Origin of the sequence: Nocardioides sp. Kera G14, assembly GCF_020715565.1 — a bacterium.
Classification (GTDB): domain Bacteria; phylum Actinomycetota; class Actinomycetes; order Propionibacteriales; family Nocardioidaceae; genus Nocardioides.
In genome coordinates, this window is sequence record NZ_CP085839.1 from 3,457,604 (window position 1) to 3,469,009 (window position 11,406).

The following is an 11,406-nucleotide window of genomic DNA, read 5'->3' on the forward strand; positions in this document are numbered from 1 at the left end:
AATGGTTCCGGCACCCATCGGCGCCGGAACCATTCACCCCACGACGCGGCTCATCGCAGTGATTCGGTGAGCGGCACGAAGTCGACCTTCTCGCGCACACCACAGTCGGGGCAGCACCAGTCGTCGGGGATGTCGCGCCACGCCGTGCCAGCCGCGAAGCCCTCGAGCTCGTTGCCCTCCGCCACCTCGTAGACGTAGCCGCAGCCCGGGCAGCGGGCCGCCATGACCTCGTCGGTGACCGTGACGGCCGTGCCGCTGGTTGAGGTGCGAGCGGAGCCAGCCTCGGAGCCAAGGGGCGTCGGATACCGGCGCAGCAGCTTCTCGAGCTTCCCCGGCTGCAGGTTCGCGAGCCGGATGTCACCGTCGAAGTGGTCGACCACCCGCTGGTCCATCGCCCGCCGGAAGAGCGGAGGGATGAGTGCGAGCACGATCATGCCGGCATAGCCGGTCGGCAGGACCGGCGACTCGGCGTAGTCCCGCAGTGACTGGTAGCGACGGGTGGGGTTGGCGTGGTGGTCGCTGTGCCGTTGGAGGTGGTAGAGCAGCACGTTGGTCGCGATGTTGTTGGAGTTCCAGGAGTGCGAGGGGTCGACGCGCTCGTAGCGCTGCCGCTCGCCCACCCCGACGCGTTGCCGCAGCATCCCGTAGTGCTCCATGAAGTTCACGACCTCCAGCAGGGAGAAGCCGAAGATGCCCTGGATGAGGAGATAGGGGAGGACGCCGACACCGAGCCAGACGACGACGGCGCCCCAGAGGACCAGGGACATCAACCAGGCGTTGATCACGTCGTTGCCGATCCGGAACGGGTGCTGGTCACGCCGGGCGTAGCGCCGCTTCTCGAGGTTCCATGCCGACCGCAGTGATCCCGAGACCGTCCGCGGCCAGAACGTGTAGAAGTTCTCGCCCAACCGCGACGAGGCCGGGTCCTCCGGCGTCGCGACCCGGACGTGGTGGCCGCGGTTGTGCTCGAGGTAGAAGTGGCCGTAGAAGGACTGCGCCAGCGCGATCTTCGACAGCCACCGCTCGTGTGACTCCCGCTTGTGACCGAGCTCGTGGGCGGTGTTGATGCCGATTCCGCCGACCGTTCCGATCGTGATCGCCAGCCCGATCCGGTCGGCCACTGACAGGTCGCCGCGGGCGATCAGCCACATGGCCGTCAGGAAGCCGGCGTACTGGATCGGGAGGAACGCGAAGGTGATGTAGCGGTAGTAGCGGTCCTTCTCGAGCGCCTCGATCACGTCGTCGGGCGGGTTGGAGCCGTCGCGCCCGACCACGAGGTCGATCAGCGGGACGATCACGAAGAGCACGATCGGCCCGGTCCAGTAGAAGGCCCCCCATCCGGTCCACGCGGCACCACCCATCGCCACGAAGGCGAGCGCCGGCACGACCAGGCCGATCAGCCAGAGATACCGCTTCCTGTCCGTCCACTGGGCGACCGTCTCCGGGCGGACGGTGCCGCTGGCGTCGTACGTCGACATCTGGTTCCTCCTCGACACGTCGGTGTGTCCTGTCAGGATCGACGAGTCCTAGCCCACACAGCACCGTGCAGATGGGAAGCATTGCGCCGGATCTTTGTGCGATCACACAATGTGTACATGGAGACCGAGCGCGGGACGGCGGCCGAGCTCGAGGCGTGGGTCGGCGGATTCATCATGTCCGAGCGCTCCGATGACCGGGTGGCGGCGTGGGTGGACCGCACCTGGCGCGCGATCGCGGTGGAGGTGCCCGCGGTGGCCGCCGACGCCGACCTCGCAGGGCTCGTGCGCCGCGCCATCGACCAGCACTGGCGTGCCTTCCTCGACCACCTCGCCGGTGAGGCGAGCTTCCGGCTGGTGCCAGCCGCCGTCGAGCTGGCGCACGAGCTGGCACGCCGTCACCTCGACCTGACCCTGCTCCTCGGAATCTACCGCGCGGCGCAGCGCAGCTCCTGGGTCTACGCCACCGAGGTGGTCCGCGACGCGCCCGTGGGGTTGGACCACGAGGGGATCCTCGTCCTCTTCTGGACCGAGGCGGCGACCTGGCTCGACGCGAGTGTGGAGGAGTCCCTCCTGCTCCACCAGCACGAGGCGGCCAGGATCCAGCAGCGGGGTGACGCCCAGCGGTTCGAGGCGGTGCAGGCGCTCCTCGGCGGCACCGACCGCCTCGAGCGCGGGCCGCGCGAGCTCTCGGCGGCGCTGGGCGGCTATCCCGTGACCGAGTCGCACGTGGCGGTGGTCCTCACTGCGCTCACCCCCGAGGCGCTCGCACTGCTCGAGCCGACGGCCCATCGTGTGGCGTCGCGGCTCGGCCGGCGTGCGCCCCTGATCGTCCGGCCGAGCGGCCGCGAGGCGTGGTGCTGGGTGCCCGCCGACCACCTGGCCGACCTCGGATCCCTCGGACTGGACCCTGTCCAGCTGCGGATCAGCATGGCGGGACCCCATCCCGGCATCGAGGGCTTCGTCCTCGCTCACCAGGAGGCACAGGCTGCGCGATCGGTCGCCCTCGCCCGGAGCGCCACCGTGACGACGTACGACGACGTGGCGGTGCTGACGATGCTCGCCGCAGATCCGGAAGCGGCCGAGCGGTTCACGCGCAGAGTGCTGGGTCCGCTGCTGGACGTCCGGCACGACCAGCTGCGCGACACCGTGCGGGCGGCACTCACGCACGCCGGTGACAGCACGTCACTCGCCGAGGCGCTCGGCGTGCACAAGAACACCGTGCGGTACCGGCTGCAGCAGGCCGAGCGCCTGCTCGGCCAGCCGATCAGGCCGAAGGCGCGGGACCTCCTGCTCGCCCTCGACTACGCCGACGCCTTCCTCAGATCCCAGGGATCGCCTGCTCAGGACGGCCAGTCGGTGATGTCCTCGTAGCCCTCGTGCTTGTGCAGCCACCGGGCGACGTACGGGCAGTGCGGGATCGCCCGGATGCCGGAGGTGCGCACGTCGTCGAGGGCGAAGCGCACGAGCTGTGAGGCGAGGCCCTGACCCTCGTAGGCGTCGTCGACCTCGGTGTGCGTGAAGTCGCGGTCCTCGCCCGCGGGAACGTACTGGGCGAAGCCGATCACGCGGCCGCCGTCGAGGATCTCGTAACGGCGCTCGTCAGGGTTGTGGGCGTAGCTGATCTCGCTCAAGGTGGCGCTCCTTCTCATCCGATCCGGTCAGGACCCGGCCGGGTCGACTGTAGATCGACATCGTGCGACCGCGGACGAAGCCGGCGACGGTGACGCCCGCCTCGGCGGCGAGCTCGACGGCGAGTGACGACGGCGCCGAGACGGCCGCCAGCACAGGAATCCCCGCCATCGACGCCTTCTGCACGAGCTCGAAGCTCGCGCGCCCGGAGACGACGAGCACGTGGCCACGCAGGGGGAGTAGCCCGTGCTCCAAGGCCCAGCCGACGACCTTGTCAACGGCATTGTGCCGGCCGACATCCTCACGGACCACCAGGAACTCACCCGTCGACGCCGAGACCAGGCCGGCCGCATGCAGTCCGCCCGTCTTGTCGAAGAGGGCCTGCTGCTCACGCAACCGATCAGGCAGACCGAGCAGGAGCCGCGCGTCGACCTCCACCGCGTCCGCCGACACGTCGAAGGAGGAGCGGGTGCGGACCGCGTCGATGCTCGCCTTGCCGCACACGCCACAGGACGAGGAGGTGTAGACCGACCGCTCGAGCCCGAAGTCGGGCAGCGTCACGCCGGGCGCGAGCGCCACATCGAGCACGTTGTAGGTGTTGACGTCGTCGACGACAGCTCCTGCGCAGTAGCGCGCGGTCGCCACGTCCTCGCGTGCCCGCACCACGCCTTCGGAGACGAGGAAGCCGGCGGCCAGCTCGACGTCGTTGCCGGGAGTCCGCATCGTGACGGCCAGCGGCCGACCCGAGACCCGGATCTCCAACGGCTCCTCGGCCGCCAACTGGTCGGGTCGCTCTCGCACCACCGGACGATCGGCGTCGTCCAGCGTGATCCGGGTGACCCGCCGACTGACGGCACGCCTGCTCATGATTCCGAGGTTACATAGGGCCATGATGGGTAGATGACCGCCATGGAGACCGTCGCCGGAGCCATGCTCCGCTCGCCGAAGACCTGCGACCACCGTGCCCCCGTGCGCGAGGTGCTGGAGCTCTTCGCCGGCGACCATGTGCATTGCGCGCTGCTCGTCGACGGGACCCGGCTCGTGAGTGTCGTGACGGCCGCCGACCTGCTCGGCGCGTCACCCGACGAGCCTGCGGCGCCCCACGGCCGCCTCCGAGGCCGGACCATCGCCCTCCACGTCGAGGCGCAGGTCGCCCTCCGTCGGATGACCGCCGAGGGCGTACGCCGACTGGCAGTCGTCTCGCCCGACGGGGCCTTGCAGGGGCTGCTCTGTCTCAAGCGCAGGGGGGACGGCTTCTGCTCCGACGAGGGTGTCGCCGCCCGCGCGGCCGAGCGGGCTGTCGACGTACGGACGAAGCGGGTGGAGGTGTCGGCATGAGGCGACCGGAGTTCTCGGACCAGGACGAAGAGGGCCTCGAGATCGAGGAGCCCGAGCACGCGGCGGTCGGTCTGCCCGGCATCTACTGGTCGATGAAGTACGCCGCCACCGAGATGGGTGCGACGCGGACCGCCCAGACCCTGCTCAGGATGAACCACGTCGACGGCTTCGACTGCCCGTCGTGTGCGTGGCCCGACCCCGATCGCCGCAAGGCCGCGGAGTTCTGCGAGAACGGCGCCAAGGCCGTCGCCTGGGAGGCGACCCGCAAGCGTGTCGGCGCCGACTTCTTCAAGGAGCACTCCGTCGCCGACCTCCTCGAGCACGACGACCACTGGCTGGAGAAGCAGGGCCGGCTGACCGAGCCGATGTACGTGAAGCCCGGCGGGACGCACTACGAGCCGATCTCCTGGGACGACGCCTTCCGGCTCATCGCCGACCGGCTCACGGCGATGCCGGACCCGAACCGGGCGGTCTTCTACACGAGCGGCCGGGCCTCCAACGAGGCCGCGTTCCTCTACCAGCTCTTCGCTCGGCGCCTCGGCACGAACAACCTCCCCGACTGCTCCAACATGTGCCACGAGTCCAGCGGCACCGCCCTCACGCAGGCGATCGGCGTCGGCAAGGGCACCGTGACGTATGACGACATCGCTCAGGAGTCGCGCCTCATCCTCATCGCGGGCCAGAACCCCGGCACCAACCACCCGCGGATGCTCACCGCGCTGGAGGAGGCCAAGAAGCACGGGGCGAAGATCGTCTCGATCAACCCGCTGCCGGAGGCCGGCCTGATCAAGTTCCGCAACCCGCAGACTCCGCGCGGGCTCTCGGGCGTCGGGACCAGGATGGCGGACGTCCATCTCTCGGTGCGGCTCAACGGCGACCTCGCGCTCTTCGCCGGTCTCAACAAGGTCCTCACCGAGCGCGGTGCGGTCGACCGGGACTTCATCGACCACTACACCGACGGCTTCGACGTCGCGGTCGAGGCGTGGGCGGCACTCGACTGGCCGACGATCGAGGCCCACAGCGGTCTCACCCGGGCCGAGATCGAGAGCCTCGCGGACGACGTGGAGCAGCACGACCGGGTCATCGTCTGTTGGGCGATGGGCCTGACCCAGCACAAGAACTCCGTGGCGACGATCCGCGAGGTGGCGAGCTTCCTGCTGCTCCGCGGCAACATCGGCCGCCCGGGTGCCGGTGCGGCGCCGATCCGCGGGCACAGCAACGTGCAGGGCGACCGCACGATGGGCATCTGGGAGCAGATGCCGGACTCCTTCCTCGACAAGATCCAGGAAGAGTTCGGCTTCGACCCGCCGCGCGAGCACGGCTTCGACACGGTCAAGGCGCTGCGCGCCATGCGCGACGGCGAGGTGGACGTCTTCATCGGACTCGGCGGCAATTTCACCGTGGCGACCCCGGACACCGAGGTCTCTACCAAGGCGATGGAGAACGTCGGCCTCACGGTCGGCATCCAGACCAAGCTCAACCGCTCGCACCTGCACCACGGCCGCGAGGCGTTGATCCTCCCGTGCCTGGGCCGCACCGAGCGCGACGTGACCGCCGCAGGTGACCAGTTCGTCACCGTCGAGGACTCCATGTCGATGGTGCACTCGTCGCGCGGCCGGCTCCTGCCCGGCTCGCCCCACCTGCGCAGCGAGGTGCAGATCATCTGCGGCATCGCCGACGCTGTCTTCGGCTCCGACCCGTTCGCCGGCATCGACTGGCGCGGGATGGCGGTCGACTACTCGATCATCCGCCGCCACATCGCCCATGTCGTGGCGGGCTTCCACTCCTTCGAGGAGCGGGTCCAGCACCCCGGCGGCTTCCAGCTTCCCAACGGAGCGCGGGACTCGCTGACGTTCGCGACCACGTCCGGCAAGGCGGAGATCACCGCCAACCCGCTCACCGCCGTGGACGTCGCGCCGGGGCATCTGCTGCTCCAGACGATGCGCTCCCACGACCAGTTCAACACCACGATCTACGGGTACGACGACCGCTACCGCGGCATCAAGCACGGCCGCCATGTCGTCTTCGTCCACCCGGACGACCTCGCGGAGCTGGGCTTCACGAACGGCGACTCCGTCGACCTGGTCTCCGTCGCGCCTGACGGCGAGCGCCGTCTCAGGTCCAGGCAGGTGGTCGCCTACCCGACGAGTCGCGGCTGTGCGGCGACGTACTTCCCCGAGGCGAACATCCTCGTGCCGCTCGACGCGACCGCGGACGAGTCGGGCACGCCGACCTCCAAGTCCGTCGTCGTCCGGCTCGAGCCGGCGAAGGTCTCCGCCGCCGTCGGCTGAGGCCCTACCTGCGCTTCGCGGCCTCGGAGTCGGGGAACATCCGGCTCACCTGGGCCACCACCGCCTCGAACGTGTTCGGGATGAACACCTCGGCGAGCTGCCCCACGCGCCCGACGGCGGTCTGCACCGTCAACGGTCGGCGCTCAAGTGCGTCCATCACCATCGCGGTGGCCTCCTCGACGGTGTAGCCCTTGCCTCGGTAGACCTTCGTCGGCGCGGTCATCGGCGTCTGCACCAGGCTCATCCGCACGTTGGTGAAGGTGACGTTGTCGCCCCGCGTCTCGCGCGCCACGACGCGCGACCACGTGTCGAGGGCGGTCTTGGAGGCGATGTAGGCGCTGAACTTCGGCGCCTTGAGCGTCACGCCCCAGGTCACGATGTTGACCACGTGCCCGAAGTGCCGCTCGCGCATGCCGGGCAGGAGGCCCATCGTCAGCCGCACCGGCCCGAAGTAGTTGATCGCCATCGTCCGCTCGACGTCATGGAAGCGGTCGTAGGAGAGCTCGATCGAGCGCCGGATCGATCGACCGGCGTTGTTGACCAGGTAGTCGACGCCGCCCTGCTCGGTGTTCACCTGCTTCACCAGCGCATCGACCGCCTCCGCGTCGGTGAGGTCGAGCGCGTACGTCGTCGCCGACCCGCCCTTCTCCCGGATCTCGGCTGCGACCCGCTCCAGCTCGTCCGCGCGGCGGGCGACCAACAGGACCTGCGCGCCCCTCGCGGCACACGCGATCGCCACCGCCTCGCCGATCCCGGAGCTCGCCCCGGTGACAAGCACGACCCGACCCTCGAGCGGACTGCGATGGGGGAGGAAGGGGAGCGGGAGGCGCGGAAGCATGCGCCCAATCTAGCGAGATTCCCTGGTTGGGGGTTGCGGCCGCTTGGCGTCGCTGATAGGATCGGCGAAAGCACTAGTAACCACGCCGACCTTGGGAGAAGCGATGACCGACACCCTGACCACGGAGCAGATCCGTGGCTTCGGGGTGCCCGTCACCGGCCCGGTCGACGGTGGCCTTGACGAGATCTGCGCCGAGCTCGGTGAGCTTGAGACCCTCAAGCACCAGATCGAAGCGCGACAGGCCAGGCTCGCGCTCGAGGTCGACCGGCTGATGCGGGAGCGTGCTGCCGCGCAGGGTGTGCCGACTCAGCGGCAGGGCAAGGGGGTAGCTGAGTTGGTGGCTCGTGAACGCCGTATCTCACCCGCCCACGGCCGCACCGTCGTCGCCTTGGCCAAGCAACTGCGTGGCCTGCCGCAGACGTTCGACCTCTTCGCAGCCGGGGATCTCTCTGAGCACCAAGCCCTCGTGGTCGCCCGCGAGGCTGCGATACTCGAAGGACCCGACCGGCTGGCCTTCGACATCCGCTTCGCCGCCACGGCTGGAGTGAAGGAGATGGGCACCCGGAAGATCGCCCACCGCGCCCAAGCCATCGCGCTCGGCCTCGATGAGGAAGCCGTCGTACGTCGCCGGGACAAGGCCGTCGCCGACCGGCACGTCACGGTCCAGCCCACCGACCGTGGTGACGGGATGGGCTGGCTCAAAGCCCTTCTCCCGATCGAGCAGCTCGCCGCCATCAAAGACGACCTGGCCACTGCCGCCGATACCGCTGTCGCGCTCGGTGTCGACGCCACCCGGAGCCAGGTCATGGCCGACACCCTCGTCGCCCGCCTCACCGGCACCGGCCCCGTCGGTCTCGAGCAGCCCGCCCAGCCGATGACGATCGACCTCGTCATGACCGCCGAGGCGCTCCTTGAGCACGACCACAGGGAGCCGGCCCTCCTCGCGGGCTACGGCCCGATCCCGAACCAACTCGCCAAGAGGCTCATCGAGACCGCCGTCCTCGACCTGCAGAAGGTCGAGCTCCGTCGCCTCTTCACCGCCCCTGAGACCGGTGAGCTGGTCACGATGGAATCCAAGGCACGGCTCTTCCCCAAAGCCCTGGCCCAGTTCATCCGACTGCGAGACCAGCTCTGCCGCACACCCGGCTGCGGCGCCACCATCGCACACATCGACCACGTCGAGGACTGGGACAGCGGAGGCACGACCACCGTCGCCAACGGCGAGGGTCTCTGCAGGCAATGCAACTGGGCCAAACAGGTCATCGGCCACCAGCACAGCCACCCACCACCCCTGCTCACACCCTCGGCCTCGACCGGCCCCGCCATCCCGCGACGGCCCCACCTGGTCATCGGCTACGACGCCGACCTCGAACTCGCCGCCTGACGTACGACGACGCGGCGGTGCTCATCACCCTGCCCGACTGCTCGTGACCGGCTCAAGAACCAGCGAAGCCCGGATCAGATGATCCGGGCTTCGACATGGCGGACCTGGGGGGATTCGAACCCCCGAGGGCTTGCACCCAACACGGATTCCAGCCGTGCGCCATAGGCCACTAGGCGACAGGTCCGTGGAGGAGGCTACCGGCGACGTACGGCGGGCGTGAAATCGGTCGCACCGCACTCGCCCACCGGGCTAGCGTTGAGCCGGTGAGCGCCACGATGACCATCCGCGGGCTCGCAGCGGGCCACGGCGCCACGGCACTCTTCGACGGCCTCGACCTCGTGATCGCCCCGGGGGACCTGATCGGTCTCGTCGGACCGAACGGTGCGGGCAAGTCGACGCTGCTGCGGACCCTCGCCGGTGAGCTCGCACCGGAAGACGGCACGGTGTCGATCAGCCCACCGACCGCGATCGTCGGGCACCTGCCACAGGAGACCGAGCGCCGGCCCGGCGAGACCCTCAGCGCCTACCTCGCACGACGGACCGGAGTCGCCCAGGCGCAGCAGGCCTTCGACGAAGCGACCGAGCGGCTCGAAGAGGATCCCGACGGCTACTCGCTCGCGCTCGACCGCTGGCTGACCCTCGGCGGCGCCGACCTGGAGGAGCGGATCCCGCAGGTGCTGGCCGACCTCGGCCTCGCGGTCGACCTCGACGCACCCATGACGTCGCTGAGCGGGGGACAGGCCGCCCGCGCCGGGCTCGCCAGCCTGCTGCTGGCCCGCTACGACCTCTTCCTCCTCGACGAGCCGACCAACGACCTCGACCTCGACGGCCTGGACCGGCTCGAGCGCTTCGTCACCACCCTGCGGGCGCCAGCGGTGATCGTCTCGCACGACCGCGAGTTCCTCGCCCGCACCGTCAACCGCATCGTCGAGCTCGACCTGCACCAGCACCGCGTCAACGTCGACGGCGGTGGCTACGACGCCTACCTCGCAGAGCGTGAGGTCGCCCGTCGCCATGCCCGGGAGGCCTACGAGGAGTACGCCGACGAGGTCGCCGGCCTCCATTCCCGCGCCAACACCCAGCGAGGCTGGGCGGCGCAGGGCGTCCGCAACGCCCGCCGCTCGATCAACAACGAACCCGACAAGTCCGTCCGCCGCTTCCGGGCCGAGTCGAGCGAGAAGCAGGCCGCCAAGGTCCGCCAGACCGAGCGCGCGCTCGAGCGCCTCGAGAAGGACGCCGTCGAGGAGCCACGCAAGGAGTGGGAGCTCCGGATGGAGATCGCCGCCGCGCCCCGCTCTGGAGCCGTGACCGCGTCGCTCCGAGGCGCCGTCGTACGCCGACCCGGATTCACCCTGGGACCGGTCGATCTCGAGATCGGCTGGGCCGAGAAGGTCGCGATCACGGGACCCAACGGCGCCGGCAAGTCGACCCTGCTCGGCGCTCTCCTCGGCCGGATCCCTCTCGACGCCGGCGACGCCCATCTCGGCCCGGGTGTGGTCGTGGGCGAGATCGACCAGGCGCGAGAACTCTTCGAGGGGCAGGACGCACTGGTCGACGCCTTCCAGCACCACGCGACCACCGGCGATCCGAGCGCGATGGCACCGGAGGAGGTGCGGACGTTGCTGGCGAAGTACGGCCTGCGCGGTGACCACGTCGTCCGTCCGGCCGCGACGCTCAGCCCGGGCGAGAGGACGCGGGCGGCTCTCGCTCTCCTCCAGGCGCGAGGTGTCAACCTGCTCGTCCTCGACGAGCCCACCAACCACCTCGACCTTCCGGCGATCGAACAGCTCGAGTCGGCCCTCGACGCCTACCCCGGCACGCTGCTCCTCGTCACCCACGACCGCCGGATGCTCGAGGCGGTCCACACCACGCGGCGCCTTCGGGTGGAGGCCGGCTCCGTGACCGAAATCTGAAACATCTGTTTCAGCGCGTTGAAACATTCGGGTGCCACACTCGGCGCTGTGACTGAGGCGACTGACGAGATCTTTCTGGCGCAGGCGATCGAACTGGCGAAGACGAACGTGGCCGATGGCGGCGGGCCGTTCGGTGCGTTGATCGTCAGGACGGAGTCCGGCGAGATCGTCGCCACCGGCCAGAACCGCGTGACCCGCGACCTCGACCCGACGGCCCACGCCGAGGTGACCGCGATCCGCCGGGCCTGCACGGCGATCGGCGACTTCAGCCTCGCCGGTCACACCCTCTACACCAGCTGCGAGCCCTGCCCCCTCTGCCTCGCCTCCGCCCTCTGGGGTCGGCTCGATCGGGTCGTCTTCGCCGCCGATCGCAACGATGCGGCCGAGGGCGGCTTCGACGACCGCGAGTTCTACGAACTCTTCGAGAAGCGGCGCGAGGAGTGGGACATGGCGATCGACGCCGTACGTGTGCCGACGTCCTTCGAGCCGTTCGCCGCCTGGATCGCCAACGAGGCGCGCACGGAATACTGACCCT

At 69.7% G+C, this 11,406-nt stretch carries 10 protein-coding genes and 1 tRNA gene; 6 read left to right on the forward strand and 5 right to left on the reverse strand.

The window, feature by feature from the left end:
- Positions 1–50 precede the first annotated feature (50 nt).
- Complete coding sequence (locus tag LH076_RS16865) at positions 51–1,478, reverse strand: fatty acid desaturase (RefSeq protein ID WP_415753137.1); 1,428 nt, start codon at positions 1,476–1,478, stop codon at positions 51–53.
- Between the two features lie 117 nt (positions 1,479–1,595).
- On the opposite strand from LH076_RS16865, the gene LH076_RS16870 reads away from it, so the two are divergent.
- Entirely contained in the window at positions 1,596–2,849 is a 1,254-nt protein-coding gene (locus LH076_RS16870) for a PucR family transcriptional regulator (RefSeq protein WP_227781916.1), read from the forward strand.
- Here LH076_RS16870 and LH076_RS16875 read toward each other — a convergent pair.
- Positions 2,819–3,109 (reverse strand): GNAT family N-acetyltransferase, encoded by a 291-nt coding sequence (locus tag LH076_RS16875; protein WP_227781917.1) that lies wholly within the window; start codon positions 3,107–3,109, stop codon positions 2,819–2,821. The genes LH076_RS16870 and LH076_RS16875 overlap by 31 nt on opposite strands.
- Positions 3,078–3,974 carry a formate dehydrogenase accessory sulfurtransferase FdhD gene (fdhD, locus tag LH076_RS16880; RefSeq protein ID WP_227781918.1) on the reverse strand — a complete coding sequence of 299 codons (897 nt, stop codon included), beginning with the start codon at positions 3,972–3,974 and terminating at the stop codon, positions 3,078–3,080. The genes LH076_RS16875 and fdhD overlap by 32 nt, the downstream gene beginning before the upstream one ends.
- 42 nt (positions 3,975–4,016) lie before the next feature.
- Between fdhD and LH076_RS16885 the strand changes: the two genes are divergently transcribed.
- Together LH076_RS16885 and LH076_RS16890 are read left to right on the forward strand one after the other, a co-directional pair.
- Positions 4,017–4,445: a CBS domain-containing protein gene (locus LH076_RS16885; protein ID WP_227781919.1), complete on the forward strand. Its 429-nt coding sequence runs from the start codon at positions 4,017–4,019 to the stop codon at positions 4,443–4,445.
- A complete protein-coding gene (locus LH076_RS16890; RefSeq protein WP_227781920.1) occupies positions 4,442–6,736 on the forward strand; it encodes an FdhF/YdeP family oxidoreductase in 2,295 nt (764 codons plus the stop codon). The genes LH076_RS16885 and LH076_RS16890 overlap by 4 nt, the downstream gene beginning before the upstream one ends.
- Before the next feature lie 4 nt (positions 6,737–6,740).
- Here LH076_RS16890 and LH076_RS16895 read toward each other — a convergent pair whose 3' ends face one another.
- Complete coding sequence (locus tag LH076_RS16895; RefSeq protein WP_227781921.1) at positions 6,741–7,574, reverse strand: SDR family NAD(P)-dependent oxidoreductase; 834 nt, start codon at positions 7,572–7,574, stop codon at positions 6,741–6,743.
- Positions 7,575–7,677: 103 nt separating this feature from the next.
- Here LH076_RS16895 and LH076_RS16900 point away from each other — a divergent pair, with 103 nt between their 5' ends.
- The gene (locus tag LH076_RS16900) at positions 7,678–8,958 is read left to right on the forward strand and encodes an HNH endonuclease (RefSeq protein ID WP_227781922.1); all 1,281 of its coding nucleotides are present in this window, start codon (positions 7,678–7,680) and stop codon (positions 8,956–8,958) included.
- Positions 8,959–9,054: 96 nt separating this feature from the next.
- Here the strand turns inward: LH076_RS16900 and LH076_RS16905 are convergent.
- Positions 9,055–9,142: transfer RNA gene (locus tag LH076_RS16905), tRNA-Ser, on the reverse strand.
- A gap of 79 nt (positions 9,143–9,221) precedes the next feature.
- On the opposite strand from LH076_RS16905, the gene LH076_RS16910 reads away from it, so the two are divergent.
- Positions 9,222–10,871, forward strand: coding sequence for an ABC-F family ATP-binding cassette domain-containing protein (locus LH076_RS16910; protein ID WP_227781923.1), 1,650 nt, complete (start codon positions 9,222–9,224; stop codon positions 10,869–10,871).
- 48 nt (positions 10,872–10,919) lie between these two features.
- Entirely contained in the window at positions 10,920–11,402 is a 483-nt protein-coding gene (locus tag LH076_RS16915) for a nucleoside deaminase (RefSeq protein ID WP_227781924.1), read from the forward strand.
- Positions 11,403–11,406 lie beyond the last annotated feature (4 nt).

Coding starts and splice junctions, on each gene's coding strand:
- LH076_RS16865 (WP_415753137.1), bottom strand. CDS start 1,478: ATGTCGACGTACGACGCCAGCGGCACCGTCCGCCCGGAGACGGTCGCC.
- LH076_RS16870 (WP_227781916.1), top strand. CDS start 1,596: ATGGAGACCGAGCGCGGGACGGCGGCCGAGCTCGAGGCGTGGGTCGGC.
- fdhD (WP_227781918.1), bottom strand. CDS start 3,974: ATGAGCAGGCGTGCCGTCAGTCGGCGGGTCACCCGGATCACGCTGGAC.
- LH076_RS16885 (WP_227781919.1), top strand. CDS start 4,017: ATGGAGACCGTCGCCGGAGCCATGCTCCGCTCGCCGAAGACCTGCGAC.
- LH076_RS16890 (WP_227781920.1), top strand. CDS start 4,442: ATGAGGCGACCGGAGTTCTCGGACCAGGACGAAGAGGGCCTCGAGATC.
- LH076_RS16895 (WP_227781921.1), bottom strand. CDS start 7,574: ATGCTTCCGCGCCTCCCGCTCCCCTTCCTCCCCCATCGCAGTCCGCTC.
- LH076_RS16900 (WP_227781922.1), top strand. CDS start 7,678: ATGACCGACACCCTGACCACGGAGCAGATCCGTGGCTTCGGGGTGCCC.